The organism is Verrucomicrobiaceae bacterium, assembly GCA_016713035.1.
GTDB lineage: Bacteria > Verrucomicrobiota > Verrucomicrobiia > Verrucomicrobiales > Verrucomicrobiaceae > Prosthecobacter.
This window is the reverse complement of sequence record JADJPW010000004.1, coordinates 41,415-65,078: the sequence shown is the minus strand read 5'-3', so window position 1 is coordinate 65,078 and position 23,664 is coordinate 41,415. Positions and strand designations below refer to the sequence as shown.

Annotated in this window: 24 protein-coding genes; 11 read left to right on the top strand and 13 right to left on the bottom strand. The window is 58.3% G+C overall.

Annotation, left to right across the window (positions count from 1 at the left end):
- Window positions 1-18: 18 nt before the first annotated feature.
- The 7 genes from IPK32_14355 to IPK32_14325 form a co-directional block, all read right to left on the bottom strand.
- Window positions 19-2,955 (bottom strand): tetratricopeptide repeat protein, encoded by a 2,937-nt coding sequence (locus IPK32_14355; GenBank protein ID MBK8093128.1) that lies wholly within the window; start codon window positions 2,953-2,955, stop codon window positions 19-21.
- A gap of 173 nt (window positions 2,956-3,128) precedes the next feature.
- Window positions 3,129-3,692, bottom strand: a complete 564-nt coding sequence (locus tag IPK32_14350) for a hypothetical protein (protein MBK8093127.1) — start codon at window positions 3,690-3,692, stop codon at window positions 3,129-3,131.
- Window positions 3,659-4,198, bottom strand: coding sequence for a hypothetical protein (locus IPK32_14345; GenBank protein ID MBK8093126.1), 540 nt, complete (start codon window positions 4,196-4,198; stop codon window positions 3,659-3,661). Before IPK32_14345 ends, IPK32_14350 begins: the two co-directional genes overlap by 34 nt.
- Before the next feature lie 105 nt (window positions 4,199-4,303).
- The gene (locus tag IPK32_14340; protein ID MBK8093125.1) at window positions 4,304-4,483 is read right to left on the bottom strand and encodes a transposase; all 180 of its coding nucleotides are present in this window, start codon (window positions 4,481-4,483) and stop codon (window positions 4,304-4,306) included.
- Window positions 4,435-4,842 carry a transposase gene (locus tag IPK32_14335; protein MBK8093124.1) on the bottom strand — a complete coding sequence of 136 codons (408 nt, stop codon included), beginning with the start codon at window positions 4,840-4,842 and terminating at the stop codon, window positions 4,435-4,437. The genes IPK32_14340 and IPK32_14335 overlap by 49 nt, the downstream gene beginning before the upstream one ends.
- On the bottom strand, window positions 4,782-5,162 hold the full coding sequence (locus IPK32_14330; GenBank protein ID MBK8093123.1) for a transposase: 381 nt from the start codon (window positions 5,160-5,162) through the stop codon (window positions 4,782-4,784). Before IPK32_14330 ends, IPK32_14335 begins: the two co-directional genes overlap by 61 nt.
- A gap of 388 nt (window positions 5,163-5,550) precedes the next feature.
- Window positions 5,551-6,426, bottom strand: coding sequence for a sugar phosphate isomerase/epimerase (locus IPK32_14325; protein ID MBK8093122.1), 876 nt, complete (start codon window positions 6,424-6,426; stop codon window positions 5,551-5,553).
- 335 nt (window positions 6,427-6,761) lie between these two features.
- On the opposite strand from IPK32_14325, the gene IPK32_14320 reads away from it, so the two are divergent.
- On the top strand, window positions 6,762-7,985 hold the full coding sequence (locus IPK32_14320) for a serine hydrolase (GenBank protein ID MBK8093121.1): 1,224 nt from the start codon (window positions 6,762-6,764) through the stop codon (window positions 7,983-7,985).
- A gap of 396 nt (window positions 7,986-8,381) precedes the next feature.
- Here the strand turns inward: IPK32_14320 and IPK32_14315 are convergent, their stop codons facing one another.
- Window positions 8,382-10,175 carry a 2-oxoacid:acceptor oxidoreductase subunit alpha gene (locus tag IPK32_14315; protein ID MBK8093120.1) on the bottom strand — a complete coding sequence of 598 codons (1,794 nt, stop codon included), beginning with the start codon at window positions 10,173-10,175 and terminating at the stop codon, window positions 8,382-8,384.
- 196 nt (window positions 10,176-10,371) lie between these two features.
- On the opposite strand from IPK32_14315, the gene IPK32_14310 reads away from it, so the two are divergent.
- The gene (locus IPK32_14310) at window positions 10,372-11,511 is read left to right on the top strand and encodes a Gfo/Idh/MocA family oxidoreductase (protein ID MBK8093119.1); all 1,140 of its coding nucleotides are present in this window, start codon (window positions 10,372-10,374) and stop codon (window positions 11,509-11,511) included.
- Between the two features lie 176 nt (window positions 11,512-11,687).
- A complete protein-coding gene (locus IPK32_14305) occupies window positions 11,688-14,072 on the top strand; it encodes a hypothetical protein (protein ID MBK8093118.1) in 2,385 nt (794 codons plus the stop codon).
- Window positions 14,073-14,127: 55 nt separating this feature from the next.
- On the opposite strand, the gene IPK32_14300 is transcribed toward IPK32_14305, so the two are convergent.
- Complete coding sequence (locus IPK32_14300; protein ID MBK8093117.1) at window positions 14,128-15,168, bottom strand: hypothetical protein; 1,041 nt, start codon at window positions 15,166-15,168, stop codon at window positions 14,128-14,130.
- Window positions 15,169-15,229: 61 nt separating this feature from the next.
- On the bottom strand, window positions 15,230-16,168 hold the full coding sequence (locus IPK32_14295; GenBank protein MBK8093116.1) for a glucosamine-6-phosphate isomerase: 939 nt from the start codon (window positions 16,166-16,168) through the stop codon (window positions 15,230-15,232).
- A 235-nt stretch (window positions 16,169-16,403) separates the two neighbouring features.
- Between IPK32_14295 and mazG the strand changes: the two genes are divergently transcribed.
- Together mazG and IPK32_14285 are read left to right on the top strand one after the other, a co-directional pair.
- Window positions 16,404-17,204, top strand: coding sequence for a nucleoside triphosphate pyrophosphohydrolase (gene mazG / locus IPK32_14290; GenBank protein MBK8093115.1), 801 nt, complete (start codon window positions 16,404-16,406; stop codon window positions 17,202-17,204).
- Between the two features lie 29 nt (window positions 17,205-17,233).
- Window positions 17,234-18,487 carry a polysaccharide pyruvyl transferase family protein gene (locus IPK32_14285; protein MBK8093114.1) on the top strand — a complete coding sequence of 418 codons (1,254 nt, stop codon included), beginning with the start codon at window positions 17,234-17,236 and terminating at the stop codon, window positions 18,485-18,487.
- Between the two features lie 64 nt (window positions 18,488-18,551).
- On the opposite strand, the gene IPK32_14280 is transcribed toward IPK32_14285, so the two are convergent.
- Window positions 18,552-18,815 carry a 50S ribosomal protein L28 gene (locus tag IPK32_14280; protein ID MBK8093113.1) on the bottom strand — a complete coding sequence of 88 codons (264 nt, stop codon included), beginning with the start codon at window positions 18,813-18,815 and terminating at the stop codon, window positions 18,552-18,554.
- A gap of 195 nt (window positions 18,816-19,010) precedes the next feature.
- On the opposite strand from IPK32_14280, the gene IPK32_14275 reads away from it, so the two are divergent.
- On the top strand, window positions 19,011-19,475 hold the full coding sequence (locus IPK32_14275; GenBank protein ID MBK8093112.1) for a L,D-transpeptidase: 465 nt from the start codon (window positions 19,011-19,013) through the stop codon (window positions 19,473-19,475).
- A gap of 462 nt (window positions 19,476-19,937) precedes the next feature.
- Entirely contained in the window at window positions 19,938-20,474 is a 537-nt protein-coding gene (locus IPK32_14270; protein MBK8093111.1) for a sugar phosphate isomerase/epimerase, read from the top strand.
- 170 nt (window positions 20,475-20,644) lie between these two features.
- On the opposite strand, the gene IPK32_14265 is transcribed toward IPK32_14270, so the two are convergent.
- The gene (locus tag IPK32_14265) at window positions 20,645-20,902 is read right to left on the bottom strand and encodes a transposase (GenBank protein MBK8093110.1); all 258 of its coding nucleotides are present in this window, start codon (window positions 20,900-20,902) and stop codon (window positions 20,645-20,647) included.
- On the opposite strand from IPK32_14265, the gene IPK32_14260 reads away from it, so the two are divergent.
- Window positions 20,891-21,067 carry a hypothetical protein gene (locus IPK32_14260; protein MBK8093109.1) on the top strand — a complete coding sequence of 59 codons (177 nt, stop codon included), beginning with the start codon at window positions 20,891-20,893 and terminating at the stop codon, window positions 21,065-21,067. The two genes, IPK32_14265 and IPK32_14260, sit on opposite strands and share 12 nt — an antisense overlap.
- Window positions 21,068-21,073: 6 nt before the next feature.
- Here IPK32_14260 and IPK32_14255 read toward each other — a convergent pair whose 3' ends face one another.
- Window positions 21,074-21,238, bottom strand: coding sequence for a hypothetical protein (locus IPK32_14255; protein ID MBK8093108.1), 165 nt, complete (start codon window positions 21,236-21,238; stop codon window positions 21,074-21,076).
- A 121-nt stretch (window positions 21,239-21,359) separates the two neighbouring features.
- Here IPK32_14255 and IPK32_14250 point away from each other — a divergent pair, with 121 nt between their 5' ends.
- The 3 genes from IPK32_14250 (at window position 21,360) to IPK32_14240 (ending at window position 23,662) form a co-directional block, all read left to right on the top strand.
- Entirely contained in the window at window positions 21,360-22,079 is a 720-nt protein-coding gene (locus IPK32_14250; protein ID MBK8093107.1) for a transposase, read from the top strand.
- Complete coding sequence (locus tag IPK32_14245) at window positions 22,012-22,266, top strand: transposase (protein MBK8093106.1); 255 nt, start codon at window positions 22,012-22,014, stop codon at window positions 22,264-22,266. Before IPK32_14250 ends, IPK32_14245 begins: the two co-directional genes overlap by 68 nt.
- Before the next feature lie 304 nt (window positions 22,267-22,570).
- Window positions 22,571-23,662, top strand: a complete 1,092-nt coding sequence (locus IPK32_14240; protein ID MBK8093105.1) for an iron-containing alcohol dehydrogenase — start codon at window positions 22,571-22,573, stop codon at window positions 23,660-23,662.
- Window positions 23,663-23,664: the final 2 nt, after the last annotated feature.

Sequence of the window (23,664 nt, the reverse complement as noted above, 5' to 3'; positions counted from 1 at the left end):
TAGGGTCGTTGAGGCGGTTTAGAGCGTGGAGAGGAGTTTATCGATCTCTTTCATTTCGGGCAGTTCCTGGAGGTCTTTGCGGTTTTTGGCCTCCTGGAGGGTATTTCGGGCCTCCTCCTTCTTGTTGAGGGCGATGAAGGACTTTGCGGAGCCGACGTAGGCGAGGAGCATTTCCGTTTTCCAGCGCTGATGGGCTAAAAAGACACGCTGATAGTAGGCGATGGCGGCCTCGTGCTTATTCTGTCCAGCTTCGATGTCGCCGAGCATGCGCAGGGCATTGGCAGTGGGCTCACCGCGCCATTCCTTTGTCTGGGCGATCTGTTCGTAGAGCTTCTTCGCTTCGTCATACTTTTTGAGCTTAAAGCTGGCCTTCGCGATGCCCTGCGTGGCCTGGAGGATGTAGGCACTGCCTTGGTATTCGCTGGCGGCTTTGAAGAGTTCCAGCGCCTTGTCGTTGTTGCCTTTTTCGTATTCGATTTCTGCGAGGCCGACAGGGGCACCATCAGAGTATTCGGTGTCTTTGAAGAGGTCACGCAGGCGGACGTAGCAGGCCGTAGCCTTGTCGAAGTCGCCCTTCTGGCGTGCATTGTCACCCACGGTAGCCAGTAGCATCGGGCTGAGGTCGATGGGGTTGGCCACTTCGACGAGGATGTTGAAAAACTTACTCACCTTGTCCGCGAGCTTCATTTCCTTCGCTAGCCAGGTCTTGGCAAAGAGGATGCGCATCTGCGAGGTGCCGTTGTTGAGCTCTTTGGCGGGTGTGAGGAGGTCTTCGAGCTTCTTTTCCACTTCCTCGAAGGGCTGCTCATACTGCGGCACGCGGGGGCCGGCTGCTGCTGCGGGGGCTGGCGCGGGCTCGGCGGGCTTCGCGGCGGCATCGGTGGCAGCGGCGGGCTCTGCTGCCGGGGCGGCACGGCGGCGCTTCGGGGTGACGACTTTCACGAGCTGCTGGATGAGGCCCTCGACCTGCTGATTGGCAGGGTTGGAGATGCGCTGCTTCACATGCTCGGAGAGCAGTTTTTCGGCCTCTTGGGGCTTCTGGTCCTTGATGTGTGAGCGGCTGATCCACAGGATCGCCTTGAGGGATTGGTCCTCGTTATTCTTGTGGGTGTTGTAGTACTTTTGCCACATGTCCGCGAGTTTCTTCCACTCATTTGATCCGACGTAGAGGTCGGTCACTTGGTCCATGGCGTAATTGAGCACGTCATCGGTCTTGGCCTTGTCCACAGCGAGTCCGAACTGCTCCATCGCCTTCTCCCAGTCATTCTTCTGGTTGTAGATGTCACCCATCAGCGCATGCACCTGGCCGATGTTTTGATCATTCGGGTGCTCTTGAGCGATTTTGATCAGGGCCTCCAGCGCATTGTCTTTTTTGCCTTCCTGGAAGGTGATGAATGCCAAGCGATACTTCGCATCGCAGATGTAGGTGCCTTTGGGGTTGGCCTCGATGTAGTTTTCGAGGGCCTTCATGACGTTCTTGTAATCGTTCTGGTAGAAGTAGCTCAGAGCGATGCGGTACAGAGCCTCATCTTTATAGACGCTGTCTTTATTCTCTGCGATGAGGGACTCCAGCAGGGCGCGGCCCTGGTCAAAGCGCTGCAATTCGAAGAGCACGATGCCATTGAGGAAGCGCAGACGCTCTTTGTCTGCTTTCGGGAAGTTCGCCGCTTTGTTGAAGGCGGTATTCGCTTCTTCGAGCTGGCCATTCTGGTAGGCGAGCATGCCGTACATCTCGGAGATAGCACCGATCTGATCGCTATCAGGGAAGGTGTCGATGAACTTTACGCACAGCTCACGGGCCTCTTTGATGCGCTTGAGGTTCGCATTGACCATGATGAGGCCGTACATGCATTTATCACGCTGGGGGAATTCTTTGTAGTCATCCACGATGGTGTTGAAGGCCAGGATGGACTGCCAGAGGCGGCTCGGGTCACCGGGCTGGCCCTCAGCAGGAGGCTGGCCCATCTCAAAGTAGCTACGGCCCAGGCGGTAGTAGAGGGAGGCATCGTAATCCGAGCGCTTCTCGATCTCGGCGAGGATGTCTTGGTTGGCCTTGAGCTTGGTCTCCAATTCCACCTTCTGATCACCTGCTTTGGTGACTTTTAGACGAGCTTCGATTTTCGCGAGCTGCTCCTTCTGAATGCGGCTGATCTCACTCTTGCGGCGAACGAGCTGGTAGGCGGCCAGCGCTTCCTTGAATGCCTTTTTCTCCATCATCTCATCCCCGAGCTGGAGGTAGATGTTGTTCATCTGGGCGATATTGTCGCCGCCGGAGGCAAAGTTGCGCACCTTGTCCATCAGAGCGCTGGCCTCTTCGAGCTTCCCGGTGCTCACATAGAGCTGGGAGGCCATCATGGCAGCCTGGATCGACTCAGGGCTACGTACACCATCTGCCACCACTGCGCTGAGGATCTGCAGCGCCTCGTCCAGCTTGTTCTCCGTCTTGTAATAATCAGCGATGACCAGACCTGCCTCCGCCTTTTTCTCGGGGGACTTGCTGACGACTTCTTTCAGCGTCTCCACGCCTTTATCGCCCTGCTTGCTCTTGATGTAGCTGCGGCCCAGGGCCATGCGCACGTCGATGATGCTCGCACCCTCGGGGAACTCCTTCAGATAAGTCTCCAGAGCCTCGATCGCCTTCGCGTAGTCATTGAGATTGAAGTAGCAGGCACCTTTGGCGTAGAGGATGCCCTCAAAGGGCTTGTTGTTCAGATTCTTCTCCGCCTGAGCGATTTTGGAGAGAGCCTCCTGGTACTTGGCTTCGGTGAAGAGTTTCACCGCTTCGTTCATCAGTGCTTCGGTCTCATCCGCTTTATTCAGTGCCGCAGGGGCGGCAGGCGGGGCACCTGGTGCCGCTGGTGGTGCTCCAGGCGCGGCCGGTGGCGGAGTAGGGGCCTGGCCGACGGCACTGAGGCTCGTGACGGCGAGAAACGCGAGGCTGAGGCGTGTCTTCATGCGATGAGTAGGAGATTAATAGGGGGGGAAGGAACTTTAACCGACTGCTAATGAGCGTGCGGGAACGCCCATTTCTGTGAATCGGGAGGCCGAGACTAGCAGTGAGGTCTTTTTTGTCACTAAAAATGCTGAAGCGGATCGAAGACGCGGCAAGCCATGTTCATCTAGGCAATTTAAGAGGCGGACTTCGCTCGGCACACGTTACAAATTTCCTCCCCATCCGCCATCACGCGGAATTCCAGTGCGGCATCATCCAGCTCGGTTTTTTGGCAAACTCGGCATTGATGGAAAGAGCTGCCCTCAGGAGCCTGCGCCGCCTGGTGCTGCGCACGCCGGTCCGCCACCTTCTTGTGGCGTAGGCGGCCCTTGATAAAATCTGGCCCGAAGGCGACCAGGAAGTTCAGCGTCCCTGGGATCACCAGCAGCAGGTAAAAAGGATTCTCCACCACCTGAAAGAGCGTGAATCCTGCACTGACCAGAGCGATCCACTTCACCTTCACCGGAAGGATGAAAAACAGCAGCAGTTCCTCATTCGGATACAGCACGGCAAAGGCAAAAAGGATCGTCTGCGCCAGCAGCGCCCCTCCCGGAGTCACCCCCAAGGCCAATCCGCAGACGGCGCTCGAAAGGAACCACCCCAGAATGTAAGCCGTCACCCGAAAAGCCCCCCATGCCTGCTCGATCCCCCGCCCAAAGAAGATCATCACCTGGGCTCCGATGAAGCCCCAGAACAGCATCCCGAACACCGATTTGAACACAAAAACACATCCAACACCAGCGCATGCGTCAGCAGCCGCCACACCTGCCCTCCGAGCACGCCATCGCGGTTAAAGCGCAGCCAGTCGATGTAGCTCTCTGCCGACTCACGCGGCAGCAGCACCAGCAGCGCCAGCACCCCGAGCTGAAACACTGCCAGCACCTGGATCAGGCCTGGAATGGCAAAACGTCCAAATTTGGACTCAAGAGTGTCGATAAGCGGCATGGATAGGCGAGCGGGCCGCCGATCATGGGCGCTGCCCGGATCAAAGCGAGCGCATTTTAGCCACCAGAACAGCAATTTACGGGTCAGGGATTTTGGAAAAGAAGTCGGCAGGCAGCAGGTAGCCGAGCAAGGCGGCGAGATCGGGCAGGGCAAGGTCGCGGCGCTTTGGCAGTCGGCAATCAATGCGACTGGAGGGGTAAGACTTTGCGCGTACTCGAAGTGTGAGCGGAAACTGAGGCCGAAAGCAGGTGGGTTCTGCAATAATTATTGTGACATTAAGCCTGGCTACTTATTCCGGGCAGCTCAATCAGTCAATATTCGTGAGCGTTTAGTGATGAGAAACATCGCCGATGAAACACTTAGAGTCTATCCGGCAAAAGGTTCGACAGGTTGTAACGAGGTGAGGCGTCTGGCCATGATGCCGATGAAGGCGAGGTAAACAAAGGCTTCGTGATGGCGCGGGTTCTTCTCGTGATCCCGTGTGAGTCGGCGTTGCTTCACCAGCCAGCCAAAGCTGCGCTCGATGACCCAGCGGCGCGGCAGCACCACGAAGCCCTTCTGGTCTTCGAGCTTCTTGATGATCCCCAAGGCAAAACTCGCTCCGTGACCGAAGAGTTGTCCCATGCTCTGCACGAAGGTCTCAGCTTCCCGGCATAGCCACCATCGGCAAAGATCATCAGCAGGCTCAGGAAGCCATGGCAAAACATGCACAACAGCAGCTTTGCGCCGTCACGATCTTGCACGTCGGCGGGCGTGACCACCACGCCCAGCAGCAGGCCGTTGGTGTCGGTGAGCGCGTGGCGCTTGCGTCCCTTGATCTTCTTGCCCGCGTCGTAACCGCAGCTCACAGCCGGTAGCTGCCCGCCTTTGACGCTTTGGCTGTCGATGACAGCGGCGCTGGGCATGGCGTTTTTTTTAGCATCAGGCGTGTCTGGGTGCGCAGGGCGTCGTTGAGCTTGGGCCACAAGCCCTGCTCGGTCCATTTACTCAAGGCGTCGTGAGCGGTGCTGCGGGGCGCGAGGTTCTTGGGGATCATCGACCACTGAGAGCCCGTTTTGAGCACATAGCGGATGGTGTCCAGACAGATTCGGGCGGAGTCGGGAGCTCGCAGCCTGCCTCGACAACGCTTCGCGCCAGCCGGGTAGATGATAGGCTTGATGAGTTCCCATTCCGCATCGCTGAGATCAGAATCGTAACCGGCTGGTTGATAGGGCTTGGCTGGCATCGCCCAACTTCCACTTTCAGCTTTTACTGGCTACAACTTTTTGCCGGATAGGCTCTTAGCAGCAGATTAGCGCATGGAGAGGAAGAACTGATTCACAGTGGGCTATTTGATCTAATTGTAGATTACGATGGGACGAGTGCGTCTCACCAGGTGATCATTGATGCTATGGTTGGCTGGGGAGTTTCAAAGCGACACGATTGATAGACATTCGTCGAATCCACCCATCCGTCCCAGCAAGACAAAACAGCTCCGCCCCCCTCAGCAGGCCCAGTCTGAGGCCGTTGAGAACTTGGGCTTCGCAGGCTTGCTCAGAAGTGCCCGGTGGAGTTCATCCGCCTCGTGGAGCGCGGGGTGACTACGCTGATCGTCGGCATGACGTGAGCACCCCTCACGCCAGCGCCTCTTTGCAATACTGCACGCACTTCTTAACCTCGGCGACGGCGGTGGCGCCTTCGGGGATCTTGTATTCGAGCTCGATCTCGGCGGGGAAGGTCCACTTCTCCTTTTTCATGAGCTGGAGCACTTCCTTGATCGGTGTCTGGCCTTTGCCCCACTCCACGTTGCCGCCGTCGGCGGTGCGGTCTTTGAGGTGGAGGTTCGTGATGCGGCTGTGATACTTCTCCAGCACGGGGATCGGCGATTTGCCCTTCGTGCCGGCGACGTAGTGGCCGATGTCGAGGTTGAAGCCGATGTATTGGCCGAGCTCGAGGATGGAATCGAATTTGTCCATCTCCGGCAGGTTGTTCGTGTGGTTGTGGAAGCCGACCCAGATCTGGTGCTTGTCCGCAAACGGTGCGACACGCGCGGCGAGGATGGCATTGCGCTCGGTGGTCACGCCGGTGCAGCCCAGAGCCTTCGCCACGAGGAAGCTGAACTCGATCTCCTCATTCGACTGGCCGAAGCCCATCTTGTGGATGTGGATGTTCACCCCTGCGTCGTTGTAGATCTTTCGCAGCTCAGCACACTTCGCGAGTTGCTGCTCACGCTCCGCATCGGTGGCCTTGCCCTTGATGCCCGTGAAGTCCTGAATCGGCCCGCCCATGAGTTCGGTCTCGCTGAGGCCGTCTTCGAGCAGCGCCTTCAGCGTCTCATCCGCCGTTTTCGCCATGCTGCGATAGCTGTAGGTGATGCAGCCGATGCGTACGCCATTGAAGACCGAGTTCGGCTTCTCGGCCGCCAAAGCAAATCGAGGAAGCGAGAGGCCTGTGGCGGTAGCGATGGCGGTGCCGAGGAAGCTGCGGCGGGAAAACGTGTTGGATGTCATGGGTGGGCTGGATCTGAGGTGTGCAGCTTCTTCTGCCTGAATGACAGGGAAATCAAGAGCGTGGAGGAATGGGGGCTAGGACAAGACTCTCAATGTCCCTTCGTTTGATTCGTCCACCATGATCACCTCACGCCGTCACTTCATTCGATAGGTAGCCAGATTTATGGTTGGCGATTCTTGCTGGGGGGACTGCTGAGGAATGCCGATCCGCCTAGTGGACAGCAACACATCCTTGCCTTCAAAGAGTGGGGGAGCCTCCGCCTCCTGCACTCTCGCCGAGCAGGGGCTAGAGAAGAGGGAATATCTGCTGTGCGGCTGACGTTTGGTCTTTACCCATGATGTTCCGCTATCTGTTTCTGAGTCTCGCTTTTTCTGCACAAGCTGCTGATACCTACTTCCCGCCGCCGGATGCGGAGGGGGGCTGGCGTGAGGCGAGGTCAGAGCGAGAGGTCCGTGAGCTGGCTGGGATGGATCTAAGCCAGCTCCAGCCGGCCTACACGATGACGGAGCGCTCGACGGGGAATGGTGGTCTGGTCGTGGTGAGAAAGGGCTATCTATGCTTTGAACGCTACTTTGGCCGTGCTAGCCGGAATGCAAACCCGGACATGGCCTCGACGGGCAAGGGCTTTTGCAGCATCGCCTGCGGGATCATGCTGGAGGAGTTCAAAGAGAAGATCCCACAGGGGCTGGATACGAAGGTCTTCACGGAGCGGTATCTGCCCCAGGCTTTTCCGCTGAATGATCCACGCAAGGCGAAGATCACACTGGGGCAGCTACTGTGCATGACAGGCGGATACTGGGGCGAGGGACAAACGCCGACGGGCTATGTGAAGAGTGATCCGAAGCCGAAGGCTCTGAAACCGGTGCCTGGGCAGAATATCAAGGATCTGGATGCCTCATCGCTGAATGTGCCGCTGTGGTGTGATCCGGGTGCGGGCTACTCGTATTCGTCACCTTCCCCACACATCGCTAGCATCGTACTGAGGAATGTGAGCGGCATGGAGCTGAAGGATTACATCCACGAGCGTCTGGCGAAGCCGCAGGGCTGGGGAGGGTGGGATTACTGCCTGCATCGGGGCGACTTTGTGATGCCACACGCGAATGGGGCCGGCAGCACGGCGCTGCATGCGACAGATGTGATGCGCTTTGGCTATTGCTTGGCCCAGGGCGGAAGGTGGAAGGGGCAGCAACTGGTGCCGCTGGAGTATATCCGCAAATGCCAGACCTGGAGCCCCTACAATCCGCACACACCTTTCAGCCTCCAGTGGGAGCACAATGAGGATGGCCATGTGGCCGGGGCACCGAGGGATGCGTTTTGGAAAAGTGGTGCAGGCGGCTTCTGCCTGTATGTGGTGCCTTCGCTGGATCTGGTGATCTATAAGCTGGGCGGGAAGGATGGGCAGTATGACCCATCTCTGACGCGTATCCCACAGCCGGAGCAGAAGCATGATCGGGATAACTGGCAGCCATTCCCTGGAAATGCATTCCAAGAGGGATCAGGTGCTGCATCGCTGAATCGCGTGCTGGAAATGGTGTGCGCGGCAGTGCGGGTGGAGTGACTAGGCTGGGCTCACAATCACATCCTAGCTTTGACCACAGCATGAACTGGTTCCCGGCTTTTGAAGCATAAATAATGAGCCAGGCTTATAGTTATATTTATTGTTGCAAGTTCATCAGCTCGTCCTCAGACGTGAGTAGTCCGCTCTGTATTCCCCCCTGAGAATAAGGAGATTCCATCCTACATGCTGCGGGCGGCAAGCTGGAGGGCTCCGAGGCTATATCTCGGCCAGGGAGGGGCGGTGAAGTGAGTCTCCTTTCGCAGGCGAGGACTATGCATGCGATGCCATGCACCTGCGATGGATGAATAGCCTAGCTTAATCTACGGTATGAGACTCTCTCCGACCCTTTCTAGGACCGGGTGATGCGCAGGTTTTCGGCTAATCGGTGAGGGTGGATTAAGCTCCGATCAGGTGCTTTTCCACGCCGGTGACGAGCTCGCGGACGCGGAAGGCGAGGCCGTCTGTCTTGCAGACGCTCTTGATCTTCGGGTCGGCGTAGCGAGCACGGAGCAGCATGGCGAGCTGGCCGTAACCGTAGGCACCGTAGTCGTTCATTTCGACGCAGATGATTTGTTTGAAGTTCGCGAAGATGCCTTCGAGTGCGTTTGGCATCGGGTGCAGGTGGCGGATGTTCGCGGCGCTGACTTTGTGGCCTTCACTGCGGAGGCGGTCGCAGGCTTCTTTGGCAGGGCCCCAGGCGCTGCCCCAGGCGATGATGAGGGCATCACCACTGGCATCACCATGGACTTCGGGAGCTGGGAATTCGGCGGCGGCATCGAGCAGCTTCTGACGGCGCTTGTTGGTCATCTGCTGGTGCATTTTGGCATTGCCGGAGGGATGGCCCCACTCGTCGTGCTCGAGGCCGGAGATGTGCGGATACTTGCCGCCAGCCATCTTGGTGCCGGGAGGGGCATGCTGCGTGGTTTTGTCCAAAGGATAGGGCTTCCAGTCGGCATCGCGTGGTGTCTGATCGAGTGTGGGCTCGACCCAGTGCTTGTCTAGATCTGGCTCTTCAAAGGCCTCGATACGGCTGCTGAGGGCCTGGTCACTGAGGATGATGACGGGTGAGGAGTATTTCTTGGCGATGCGTGCCGCTTCCAGGGCGATGTAGAAGCAGTCTTCGACATCCTTCGGAGCCAAAACGAAGCGCGGGGTGTCGCCATGGCTGCCGTAGATGGCCTGCATGAGATCGCTTTGCTCCACGCTCGTCGGGAGACCGGTGGAAGGACCACCGCGCTGCACATTGACGACGATGAGGGGTAGCTCTGCCATGCTGGCGTAGCCGAGGGCCTCCATCTTCAGTGACAGGCCGGGGCCGGAGCTGCCGGTCATGCTGAGATGGCCTGCGAAGGCTGCACCGATGGCCATACTGACGGCGGCGAGCTCGTCCTCCGCCTGCACAAAGATACCGCCGTAGCGTGGCAGCTCGCTGCGCAGCGTTTCCATGATGGAGGACCACGGCGTGATCGGATACGCGGCACCGTAGCGCACGCCGGCGGCGAGAAGGCCGAGCGAGAGCATCTGATTGCCATCCGTGGAGATGCGGTGGCCGGAATCGGCCTCGCCGGGAGCCAGCGCGAATTTTTCGATGTCGCCGATCTGATACGCGTAGCCGGCATCAAAGGCCAGCAGCGCATTGCGCAGCACGGACTCGTCTTTTTTGCCGAACTGGCGGCTGATGATGCCGACGAGCTTGTCCTTGTCCAAATTGAACACGGCCACGATCAGGCCCAGGACGAACATGTTCTTGCCGCGATCCTTCGCGGAGCCGCCGATGGCCTCCACCGTGGCGGCGGTAAACGGAATGCCGATGTGGAAGACGCCGCGCTCATGCTTGATCTCCTTCACCTCGCCGCTGTCATAGAGGCAGATGCCGCCCTGGCGCAACGCATTGAAATGGCTGTCGTAGCTGTGCTGGTAAAAGGCCACGAGCACGTCCGCCTCGTCGCCAGCGGTCAACACTTCGCCCGAGCCGAGATGCACCTGGAAGATCGAAGGCCCGCCGCTGATCGTGGCCGGGATGGTCATGTAAGTCATCACTTCCTGCGCCGTGCGGCCCGCCAGACGAGCGAGGAAGCCACCGATGGATTGAATGCCATCCTGCGAATTTCCGGCGAAGCGGATGACGGCGTTGCGGAGAGTCTTCTTGGTATCAGACGACGACGGGGCAGAGACGGTAGCGGAGGACATTTGGTTGGAGTGGGGACGGAATAAACGGGAGGATTTAGCGGGTTTAGCAGCACTCGTCCAGAATCCCGTGCTGGAAAATGGCGGCACCGCAGCGCCGCTTGCGCTTTGCGGGCCCCTGCTTCACACTCGCCGCCCTCACCCACAACCAACACCCACCTACACACTCCTTTTTATGAGCCGGAAAATTCGTTATGGCATGGTCGGCGGCGGACGCGGCGCCTTCATCGGTGCAGTCCATCGCATCGCAGCAGCAATGGATCAGCAGATCGAGCTGGTCTGTGGAGCCTTCTCCTCCGACCCCGAAAAGTCGAAGGCCAGCGGCGCAGATTTCTTCCTCCCGCCAGACCGCTGCTACGGTAGCTACCAGGAGATGATCAAGGCGGAGGCCGCCCTGCCCGCAGATCAGCGCATGGACTTCATCGCCATCGTGACGCCGAATCACATGCACTTCCCGCCGGCGAAAATGGCCCTCGAAAATGGCTTCCACGTCCTCAGTGACAAGCCGGCCACCTTTAATCTCAAGGAAGCTAAGGAACTGGCCGCCATCGTCAAAAAGAGTGGCCTCATCTATGGCCTCACCCACAACTACACGGGCTACCCACTGGTCAAACAGGCCCGCGACATGATCAAAGAGGGCAAGCTGGGCAAAATCCGCAAAGTTGTGGTCGAATACCCTCAGGGCTGGCTCGCTACCCGACTGGAAGAAAGTGGCCAGAAGCAGGCCTCCTGGCGGACCGACCCGAAAAAGAGCGGCGCTGGCGGCTGCGTGGGTGACATCGGCACTCATGCCGAAAACCTCGCCGAGTACATCACTGGCCTGAAGATCAAAGAACTCGCCGCCGACATCACCGCCTTTGTCAAAGGCCGTAAGCTCGATGACGACGCGAATGTGCTCCTGCGTTTCTCCAACGGGGCCAAAGGCGTGCTCCACAGCTCACAGATCAGCGTGGGTGAGGAAAACAACCTCAACATCCGCGTCTATGGCGAGCTCGGCGGTATCGAGTGGCATCAAAATGAGCCCAACACCATGCTCGTGAAATGGCTGGACCAGCCCATGCAGGTCTATCGCACTGCGAATGGCTATCTGGGCAAAAACGCCCTCGCCGCAGGCCGTACCCCACCCGCTCACCCAGAGGGCTACCTGGAGGCCTTCGCGAACATCTACAAAAACTTCGCCAACGCCATCCGTGCCCGCCTTTCCAAAGCGAAGGTAGCCAAGGACGACCCCGCCAACGACTTCCCCAAGATCGAAGACGGAGTCCGTGGCATGGCCTTCATCGAGGCCGTGGTGGCCTCTTCGAAGAAAAATGCCGCTTGGACCAAATTGGACGTCTAAAGCCCATTTCGGCCTCTTTTTGGCCAAATAGCCTCCCAACCCGCGAAGCGCCAGATTTCTGGCGCTTCGCTTTTTTTGGGCCATTTAGCCCCCAGAGGCCTGAATTTTAATATTTTCTAACTAAATTCATTGCCAGAAGAATTGGAACGAATATATTGAGTATAATTACAACAATCATGTTGCGCTCACCTCTCAGCTTGTTCACCCGGCTCCGCCTGGCACTCGTCGTTCTCGGACTCATCCTTTGCGTCCGTTATGGCCATGGCCAAGCCCCTGCCCCGGCCCTTCAAAGTTCCGTTTCGCCTCCAGGAGTTGGCCTCCAGGTCATGGAGCCGACCGCTGGTGCCAATACCGGCACCGCTAATGCTTCCTACCAGCCCATCGGTGATGGAGCCACCGTGAAGGTGAATTTCCCCACCGTGCCGATCCAGGCCATCATCCCCATCTATGAAGACCTCACGGGCCGGAAACTGATTCTCGACGCGAATCTCCAGGGCAATCAGCTCCGCATCGTTTCGAAGCAGGCTCCTGACCAAAAAGAAGCCATCGCCTTCATCGAGGCGAATCTGCTCATGAATGGCTACGCCTTCATTCATGTCGATCCCACGACCTCCAAGCTCGTCAATCACAGCGCAGGCACCAATGTCTCGAATCTGGGCCTCTCTGTCTATAACTCTCCCTCCGAGCTGCCCCAGTATGAAGAAATCTGCCACTACGTCCTGCCACTGCAATACGTGGCCGCTAGTGACGCTGCGAAGGCCTTCATCGAAGCCGTGAAGCCACATCCCTATGGCTCCCTGATGCCTGTCGCTAATGACACGGCCCTACTCATCACAGAAAACAGCTCCACCATCCGCGCCATCATCAAAATGGCGGAAATCTTCGATGTTCCCCCTACCCAGATCACCGTGGAGATGATCAAGCTGGAGCGTGCAGATGTGGAGATCGTCGCAGAAGTCATCGGTGAGCTCTTTGGTGAAGATGAAAAAGAAAGCTCCACCAGTGGCGCGGGCGCTACACAGCCGTCCTCCGCAGTCCCTGCCGTGCCTGGCATGCCGCGTCCAGCTGGTGCCACTAGCCCCACTGCACAGAATCAGGCCGCAGCCGCAGCGAATGCCTCCACCACCAATCGCGGCTCTGCCAAGGTGAAAGTCCTCCCCTATCGCCGCACGAATGAACTCCTCGTCCAGGCACGCCCGGTGGACATCGAGCAGATCAAAGGCCTGGTCGAAAAGCTCGACAAACAGGACGCTGGCAGTGCCCCACGGAAATTCCGCCTGAAGCACCTCAGCGTGCTCGATTTCCTCCCCGCAGCGCGTGACACACTGGCTCGCGATACCGACATCCAGTCTGAGAGCGGTGGTGCCACCTCTGGCGGCGGCAATGGCGGTCGCCGCGTCGCACAAAACACCTCTAGCAGTGATCGAGACTCCAACCGCAACAGCTTCGCCAACAACAACTCAAGCAGTGGCTTCGGAAGCACCGGCTACGGCGGCTATGGTAGCAACGGTTACAGTGGCAGCACCTTCAGTGGGAATCGCAGCCTGCTCGATGATCCGCAGACCGTCGGCTCACCAGAGTCCGTCAGCGTGGGCAAAACGCACCTCATCGCCGATCCACAGAGCAACAGTCTCATCGTCTCAGGCTCCCCAGAGCACATCAGCCGCATCGAGCAGTTACTTTTGGAAATGGATATTCAGCCGCAGCAGATTTACATCACGGCCATCATCGGTCAGCTCAGCCTCGGGAATAACTACAACTACGGCTTCGATTTCCTGAAGCTCCTCAATGACTTCAGCGTCCGTGACAGCACCTCCTCTGGTGCGGTGAACATCCCAGCGAATTTCAGCAACTTCGCCTTCAACAAACTGAACTTCTACGGTCAGCTAGGCTCCCTGAGCAGCTACCTCAAAGTCATCGACGGCGATACCGACTTCAAAGTGCTGGCCAATCCCAGCGTCTTTGCCCGCAATGCAGCCAAATCCACTATCTCCAGCGGTCAGCGCATCGCCGTCCCGGCCAATATCCTCTCCAATGCAGGCTTTGCAGGCGGTGTGGCCAATAACAGCGTCAGCGTGGAATACCGTGAGGTGCTGCTGAAACTGGAAGTCATCCCCCTCATCAATTCCGATGACAAAGTCACCCTGCGCATCGCTCAAACCAACGACAACATCGTCGGAAGCCAGATCATCTCTGGTAATACCGTGCCCACCATCGGCACCCAGGAGCTCGTGACCGAAGTCACCGTCAATGATGGCTCCACCGTCGTGCTCGGCGGCCTCATCACAGAACGCGTGAGCGATAGCAAAAACGGCGTCATCTTCCTGCGCCGGATGCCCATTCTGAAGCACCTTTTCTCCACCACCTCAAAAACCAGCACGCGTGAGGAGCTGCTCATCTTTATCCAGCCACACATCATCAAGGAAGACGACATCGCAGATGGCAGCAATCGCATCGAGCGCGGTCGCTCCAATCTCTACGACGAAGCGCTCGAATACAGCAGCCCCCGTCTCGAAGACATCCCCCGCGCCCTGCCCTATCACGAGCGCAGCGGTAAGTGATACCGCCGCGTTTTGACTCGCATCACCTTTTTCGTTCTTCCGTTCATTTGTGGGCTCACTGCCGCGACTCCGTGCTGTCGATGATCAGTCCAGCCGGTGGGATAGGCCCGGTCATACCGGCCTCTCCGATGGGGATCTCTGATCCAGCAGCGGGCTTGGCCCCTGTGCCACGCATGTTGATGATTTTTTTCATCAGATCGAACCAGAACTGGGCTCCGAGAGCAGCTGCGGCACCCGCCATGAGCCACCCCAGCAGACTCTCAAAAAAAGTGCTGAATGGCTTCGCTTTCCAGGTCTCCACCGTGGTGCGATTCCAGCCGACGGGGAAACCTGCGGTGGATAAGTCGGCTACAGCCTCATCAAAGATGGCGCGTGCTCCAGCAGACTGCTCGTAGCCCATTTTCACAGCGAGATCCGTCTGCGCCTCTACGGCGGCCTCTGCTTTTTGCACAAAGGCGTTTCTCAGATCATCGTTCGTGCTCAGGCCCCTAGTGATGGCGATGACATTCAGATTACACGCCACCGCCAGCACGATGCCCAGGGCGAAATTCCATGCCTGAGTGAGCCGCTTATACCAGCCCGTGCTACGCTCCATCATGGCATCAAACCATTGACCCGCCAGGAACTGGAAAACACTCAGTGGCTCCTGACCAGGGAGGATATTCCGCTCCACATCACGGCTGAGAGCCTGGAGCGGCCCGCGTGCATCATCTGGCAGCGTGCGCAGCCCAGACTGCACCTGCTCCCAGCGAGACTCCGCCCGCTCATCGCCCGTGCCCTTTGTCTCCAAAATATCCAGCAGCACCTGGCTGAACTGCGTCGTCGGCAGATAGGAGGGGAAGTTCCGCGCCTCTGCACCTCCAGCGCCCGTCTGGCGCAGCGTGCTCACGACCAGCGGGTGCTTCACAAAGTCCTGCAACGGCTTCGCATCCTTCCCATGCCCATTTTGGGGCAGCAGATGGGCGATGGACTTCCACAGCATCTTCCCCCGTGCATTGGTCCAGGAGAGGATCATCTCGCTCGTCGTGGATACGAGCACGCTGAAGAGGAAAAAGATAAACGATAGCCCGAGGGCTACATCGAGAGTCTGGAGCATAGGAAATGGTCAGTTCCCAGTCCGCCGAGAAATGTGAAACGGAAGCAGCGAACGGGAGGGATCAGTGCATTTCCACCTCGCAGTGGCCGAGGCCGCCGCGGTAGTAGTTGAACTGCACATTCGGGTGATCAGCGAGTAGCGACATCGGCACGGAGCTATCCGCTAGACGCTTCGAAATCATGAGCGCGGTGAGGCGCTGGCCCAGCGGATTGTCATGCATGCCCGCGTGCCAGATGCTCACCTTCTCAGCCATCCATGTCTCCTTCGGCCCCACGGTGATGGCCATCTTCGGCACCATGGTGATATTCCCACCACCGCTCGTGCGTGCATTCTGCGCCAGAGTGATCGGGTGCAGATCGACGACGCGAGTGCTTAGTTTACGGAATTCCGCAGGAGGCGGCGGCTCGTTCTTCCATTTTCCCGTGCGCTTTGGCGGATCATTGAAGGCCCAGTGCTTGATGTCGCCCTGACCACCCTGCATGACCACGCAGCGCACACCGCTCTGCCAGCTCTTGACATAATTCGTCACATCCGCCTTCGGGAAATGCAGCTGCGTATCCGGCATGCAGAGCTTTTTCTGCATCCGATCAAAGCAGAGCGAGCGGTCCGCCTTTTCAAACGAAAGCGGATGATCCATGGAGACCTCCTTTTTCGTATCCTCATCATACCACTCGTCCATGCCCCAGAAATGGCCATCCTTGATGGAAATAGCCATGTCATTGACCAGGCGTGCCACTAGCGGGAGCTGCTCCGTCGGCCCGATAGGCCCGCAGATGCCCGCAGGATTATCCGGCGTGGCCTGCTTCCAGGCGTGGATGTACTCCAGCGCCTCCGCCAGATAAAAATCCTCCAGCGTGTCATACATGACGACTTTAAACCCAGGGCGGCTGAGTTGGCGCAGATCACGCTCCGTGAGCCGTGCGGCGTCATTGATGAGGTCGTAATCGAGGGTGGTGTAATCCCACCAGTCCGGTGCGATGTGGCTGATTTTGCGCGGCATGGCTCGTTTGCTTTCTGTTTAGGGTAACTTGATGGATCGAGTCTCAGGGAGAACGTACGTTTTGCCAAGTGCTCATCTCCCATGGTAGGAAAAAACTTCGCAATACAGGCCCAGCCGCACTCAAGGCATAGCCACACGCTGCTGCCAGCACACCAGTGTCGGTCCTCCTTTTGCGAAAAAGATGACCAGGGCGTGAATTGCCATGCAAACCACTCTCCACATGATACCTGCCCGCATGGAAGACGATCAAAACATGCTCCAACACCCAGATGCTCTCACTCGCTTGCGCTATGTCGTGCACCGCCTGCGGGCCCCCGGTGGCTGCCCCTGGGACATGGAGCAGACACACCAGACACTCATCCCCCACGTCATCGAGGAGGCCTACGAAGTCGCCGAAGCCATCCGCAGTGGCGATCCAGCCCAGATTTGCGACGAACTCGGCGATCTGCTCCTCCAGCCCATCCTCCATGCCGAAATCGCCTCCGAAACTGGAGCCTTCGATCTCGATCAGATGGCCCACGGACTCACCGAAAAGCTCATCCGCCGCCATCCACACGTCTTTGGCACTGCCAATGCTGCCACCAGCGACGCCGTCCTTACTCAATGGGATGCCATCAAACGCATCGAAAAAGGCACCCAGCACGAAGGCATGCTCCACGGCACAGGCAGCGGTTTACCAGCCCTCATGCGCGGCCAAAAACTCCAAAAAAAAGCCGCCCGTGTCGGCTTCGACTGGCCAGACGCCAAACCCGTCATCGACAAAATCCGCGAGGAAACCACTGAGCTCGAAGAAGCCATCCAAAGCGGCAACGCAGCCCACATCGAAGAGGAAATCGGTGATCTTTTCTTCAGCGTCGTCAATCTCGCCCGCAAGCTCGGCATTGAGTCCGAATCCGCCCTCGCCGCCGCCAATGACAAATTCACCCGCCGCTTCCACGCCATGGAAATGCACCTCCGTGAGAAAGGCCGCGAGCTCGGCCAACTCTCCCTCACCGAGATGGATGAGGCATGGGACGCCGTGAAAAGCAGCGAATAGCTCCAGCACTCCATACAACCTCACAGACCATGAATCGTCGCCATCTCCTCCACACAGCCCTTTTCTCTGCGATCTCTGCCGCCGCTGCCGATAAAGCACGGCCTCCACGCATCATCCTGCGCTCATCCTGGCAGACGGTGAATATCGGAGACATCGCACACACCCCTGGAGTGCTCGCCTTGCTGGAAAAACACCTGCCAGAGGCCGAAATCCGCCTTTGGCCCTCCAAGCTAGACAACGGCGTCGCGGAGATGCTCGCCGCACGTTTCCCCAAACTCATCATCATCAGTAACAAAACACTGAAGCAGGCTTTTGAGGAATGCGACTTCCTCCTGCACGGCAGCGGCCCCTCACTCGTCGCTCAAAATGATGTCGAAAAGTGGTCCAAAGCCACCGGCAAGCCCTACGGCATCTACGGCATCACCTTCAGCGCCCAGGGCTCCACCTCCACCAAGCCCTCCTCCGAATCCGCGCTCACCAAAACCATCCAAATCATGAGCGGAGCCCGATTCGTCTATTTCCGTGATTCGACTTCTCTCGCACTCGCAAAAGCAAAAGGCTGCACCGCCCCGCTCATGGACTACGGCCCAGATGGAGCCTTCGCCGTCGATTTAGCCGATGACACAAAGGCAGAAGCCTTCCTGCAGGCCAACGGCCTCGAACACGGCAAATTCCTCTGCTGCATCCCCCGCCTACGCTTCACCCCCTACTGGACCATCCCCGAGAAAAAAGCCCAGAGAGACGAAACCAAGCACACCCGCAACGAGGCCATGAAAGAGCACGACTGCAAACCGCTCCGTGACGCCATCCTCAGCGTGATCGAAAACACCCAGCTCAAAGTATTGCTCTGTCCCGAGGACAAAACGCAAATGGCCGTCGCCAAAGAAATGCTCTACGACAAACTCCCCGCAGCAGCGCAATCCCGCGTCGTCTGGCGAGAGAGCTACTGGCTCACCGATGAGGCCATCAGCACCTACCGACGCAGCGCAGGCCTCTTTGGCCATGAAATGCACAGCCCCATCATGTGCATCGGCAATGGCATCCCCGCCATCGTCTGCCGCTGGGCAGAGCAGACCAGCAAAGGCCTCATGTGGCGTGACATCGGCCTCAGCGACTGGCTATTTGACCTCGATCACGAAGACCAACTCGCCCAGGTAGCCAACACCGTACTCGCCATGGCCCAAGACCCCGCCGCCGCGAAGGCCAAAGCCCTGAAAGCACGCGACTTCGTCATGAGCCGCTTCGCTGCGAGCATGAAAGTTCTGCGCAGCGAACTCCCCTAAAAAAACAGCAGGCGGGACCGAAATCAGTCCCGCCTGCTAAAAAATATTAGACTCGGTGTCTCTATTACACCAATCCAGCAGCCTTCAGCGTCTTGAAAGCACCGTTCTTGTTCACGGTCTTCAGAGCACGGGCCGTGAGCTTCACGTCGATGAATTTGCCGAGCTCAGGCACCCAGATGCGCTTCTTGCGCAGATTTGGGAGGATGACGCGCTTCACACGCTTCGTGATGTGACGGCCGATACCGCCTTCTTTCTTCGCTTTACCGCTGCGATGAATGTGGTGGCCGCGAGTGACGCCGACGCCGGTGATTTGACAGACTTTAGCCATAAGAGAGAAAAGAGGGTGGGGGGAAAGGGGTGGCGATGGTAGCCGCCTCCCTTCGCCCGTCAAACGCCAATTCATCCGTTCTGGCCCTTCTGAGCGTCCTGGCGGCAGAAAAATGCCCCCATTCGCCCCATTTCGCTCCAAATTGTCAAAAAATCCCACGTCTCTGACCTCCATCACCGCCAGATTCCTCCCCTCATGAGCCTCCAACAGCCCCGCATCGAAATCAGCATCAGCACCCAGCGACTGCGCCTTTTTGACGGACCGCGCCTCCAGCAAGAATGGCCATGCAGCACCTCCAAGTTCGGCATCGGCAGCCAAGAAGGCAGCAACAAAACCCCCCTCGGCAGCTTCGTCATCCGGGAAAAGCACGGCGAAGGCGCAGAAAGTGGCACCATCTTCAAAAGCCGCCAACCTGTAGGCCAATGGACCTCTGGAATGGATACCAAGTCCGACTTCGTCCTCACCCGCATCCTCTGGCTGCATGGCACCCAGTCCCACAACGCGAACACCTACCAGCGCTACATCTACATCCACGGCACCAACGATGAAAAAGCCATCGGCCGCCGCGACAGTCATGGCTGCATACGAATGCGCAACCGCGACGTCATCACCCTCTTCGACCTCGTACCACTTAGCACGCCAGTCTGGATCGGAGAATGAGCATGAAGAGACAGTAGCAGAACGACACCTCATAAATCCATCGGCTAGGCCCTCTCATCCTATGCGAAGGCCTTGCTGATTTCGGCGTGTGCAGCCGCCACTGAAGGATCGCGCTCCATCATGGCCGCATACCGAGCGGCAAACTTACCGCTTTCATTCAGGCCGGTGAGCAGGACGCGTGCTTCATTGACCAAGGCATCGGCACGCTCTGTTGTAATGTCGGCCTTCCTCCTCCATCGCCTCGTCGATCATCACGACCAGCTGTGACAGCTCCCCGAAGCCACGCGAAGCGGGCATCGCCCGTGAGCAGCTGCAGGAAGTGATTGGGGCCCTGAACCACGTTGCCCTCCTTCTCATATGACGCACGCTCGGCGATCATGAGGATCTTGTGAAGGCTGAGGAGCCTGATTGCGAAGGGTGGGCAGGGGATGGTCGTCCATGGTGGGAGACTGTCGTCCTTCGATGCACTTCGCAAGCGAGCTTGCCGAGCCCGATCTGGATGAGGAGATCGAGTTCAGCTTCCTCGTGGCCAAGGCTCTGGGCTGCACCGGCGTGACCACCGAGCGCAATGCCATCCTCGCTGCGCGTGTGGCACCCTTTGCGGACAAACACAAGATCTGGGTCGGCCTCCACAACCACACGAACAACCTGCCGGACATAGACAAGTTCGACTTCATCCTGGATCTCGGCCAATACATCGGCTTCAACCTCGACATCGGCCACTACGTCGCCGGCACCAAGGGCAAATCACCGATCCCCGTGCTTGAGAAGTATCACAACCGCATTACGAACCTCCACCTCAAAGACCGCACCGCCGACGGCGGCAACGTCCCTTGGGGTCAAGGCCAGACACCGATCAAGGAAGTGCTTCAGCTCATGAAAAAGGAAAAGTGGACCTTTCCCGCCGAGATCGAGCTCGAATACAAGATCCCCGAAGGCTCCACCGCCGTCGCCGAGGTGAAGAAGTGCGTGCAGTATTGCCGCGAGGCGCTGGCGTGAGGGGTGCGCGTGTAAAAAGGGAGCGCGGAGACTCTTCTCCGCTTCTTCAAATGGCGGCGAAGCCGCGAAGATAGAGGCGGACAGGAACCGAAGCGAAGCGGAGATAGCCAGCCGAAGGCTGCCCGAAGGGCGAACGAAGTGAGGCAATGTCCGCGCTCCGCTCCACTCATCTAGTTTCGCTCCCAAAGAACGAAACCCGTCTTCAAACCCGCTTTGGCCGGATTTTCACGAATGCAGGCCTTCACGGTGCTGAAGTGCTCGGGACTGCGGATGAGGCGGTCGAAGTCATCGGGCTGCCAGAAGGGATTCAGGGCGCTGAGGCCGGTTTGGTGGATGAAACGGCTCGAAACGCCTTTCCAGCCTTGCATCGTGTCGGGGAGGGGTTCTTCATCGCGGAGCGTGAAGAGGACGTGGACGTGATTGGGCATGATGTCGTAGCTCCAGAGATCGTAGCGCTGACCGTCGAAGTGATGGAGGCGGTCGGCGACGATTTGAGCGAGGCGTGGATCACGCAGGGCGCAGGAGCCGTGCGCGGCGTCGAGATGTTCGTCGAGCTTATCGGAGAACTGGCCGTGGTCGCAGGCTTCGGTTAGGCCGTCCTACGGTAGTTGATTCGCGGTGATGAAGACATCGCGGGCGCAAAGCGAGTCGTCGAGGAGTTCACGCGGCAACGAATCGTCGAGGCTGAAGGTGACGATCTGCGGTTTGTTGTTTTTTGCACCCTTATCCCGTCTCCCAGGGGCTTGCTGGAGATGAACAGGCACATGCCTGCAATAACAAATCTAACAAAAAGCCTGGCTACTTATTTATTTAGGGCACCTCTGGAAACCTCCTTTCCCCAGGCAATTCATTGATCGAGAGCAAACATAGGCCATAAAAGGGGCCATGAAGCGCTACCGCAAGACAGAACGAGGCGGCGGACTGTTCTCCGCCATTGAACATGAGCAGGCCGTCGCCGCCAAAACCCTCGGCATCCTCAAGCTGCGCGACGTTATCTCTTGGGAAAGTTTCCGCCCGCTGCTCGAAGATCTCACTGGCTACGCCACCCGCGACTGGACCAAGGGCGGCAAGCCCCCGTTCGACCCGGTGCTGATGTTCAAAGTCCTTGTGCTACAGAAGTTCCACGGCCTCAGCGACGACGACACCGAGGAGCAATTCTTTGACCGCACCAGTTTTAAAGCCTTCCTCGGTCTGCGCATCGGCGACGACATCCCCGACGCCAAAACACTCTGGGACTTCAAGCAACGCATCGAAGAGGACGGTCGCGAAGGCGGTCGCAAACTCTTCGACACCTTCGGCCAGATGCTCGAAAGCAAAGGCATCGTCGCGCGAGAAGGCAGCATCGTGGACGCCAGCTTCACGGAAGCCCCACGCCAGCGCAACAGCCGCGAGGCGAACCAGCGCATCAAGCAGGGCGAACGCCCTGAAGAGTTCGACGAGAACCCCCGCCGTGGGCCGCCAGAAAGACAGCGAAGCACGCTGGACGAAGAAGAACAACGAGTCGCACTACGGCTGGAAGAACCATGTGAAGGCCGACTTGAAAACCAAGATCATCCTGAACTCCACCACCACGCCCGCCAGCGTGCACGACAGTCAGGTGTTTGAAGGACTGCTTGATGACAAAGATCAGGCCGTGCTCGCCGACTCGGCCTATCACAGCGAGGAGCACGAGGCGCATCTCATCAAGATCAACGCGCAGGAGTTCCTGATGCGCAAAGCCACGCGAGGCCACCCGTTGAGCGAGAAAGAAATGCGCGCCAACCATACGATCAGCCGGATGCGTGTGAGGTAGAGCACATCTTCGCGCGGATGGCGCAAATGGGAGCCGATCTATGTCGAAGCATCGGATTGAAACGAGCCACACAGCACAACCACCTCAGCAATCTGGTCTACAACATGGACCGCTATGCCTGTTTGGTTCGCTAAAGCACCCGTAAAGGGTGATCAAAGCCAGAAAAGGTACCTGCACAGCCTCCAAACAGCCGAATCCTAGCGCCTCAAAGCGAAACAAGCCCTCTGCAAAGCAAGACAGGAAGGTCGAACAATCGTTTTTTCGCTCCCAAAAACGGACTTCAAAAAACAACCCCTATCCAGAGGTGCCCTTTACTTATTTATTTTATGGCACGCTTTCACGCGTCGGTGAGCTTGCGCGGGAGTATGGCGGCTCACGGGTGCTGGTGGTGAGTGATCCGGGCATCGTGACGGCGGGTTACACGGAGCGTGCTTCGGGCTTTTTGAGGGAGGCGGGTCTGGCGGTCGAGATTTTCGGCCAGGTGCGGGAAAATCCGAGCACGGAGGATGTGGATGCTTGTGTGAAGGTGGCGCGGGAGTTTGGCGCGGACTTCATCATCGGCCTTGGTGGCGGCAGCAGCATGGACACGGCGAAGGGCTGCAACTTCATCCTCACCAACTGCGGTCGCATTCACGACTACTGGGGCACCGGCAAGGCCACGAAGCCCATGCTGCCGATCATCGCCATCCCAACGACGGCAGGCACCGGCAGCGAGTGCCAGAGCTATGCGCTCATCTCCGATGCCGAAACGCATGTCAAAATGGCCTGCGGCGATCCCAAAGCTGCTGCGAAGGCCGCCATCCTCGATCCTGAGCTGACGGTGTCGCAGCCGCAACGTGTGACCGTTTGCACCGGCATCGACGCCATCTCGCATGCGCTGGAAACGGCCGTCACGAAGAAACGCAATGCCCTCAGCATGCTTTACTCGCGCGAGGGCTTCCGCCTTTGCCATGCAGGCTTCCCGCGTGTGCTGCGGAACCCAAAAGACACCGAGGCACGCGGCATGATGCTCCTCGGCGCGGCCTACGCGGGTATCGCCATCGAAAACAGCATGCTAGGAGCCGCTCACTCCTGCGCGAATCCACTCACCGCCCTCTTCCACGTCACGCACGGCGATGCCGTGGGCGTCATGCTGCCGCACGTCATCCGTTTCAATGCCCAGCAGCCCGAAATCGCCGCCATTTACGAATCCTACTTCGACGGCGATCTCGCCGACCGCGTGAGCGAACTGCTCTGGGAAGCCCAAATGCCCCGCACCATCACCGAGCACGGCGTGAAGCTCGAAAACCTCCGCGACCTCGCCGAAATGGCCGCGAAACAGTGGACCGCCCAGTTCAATCCGCGCCTGCCGAGTGTGGAGGACTTTGTGGAGCTGTATCGCTCGGCGTTGGGATGATT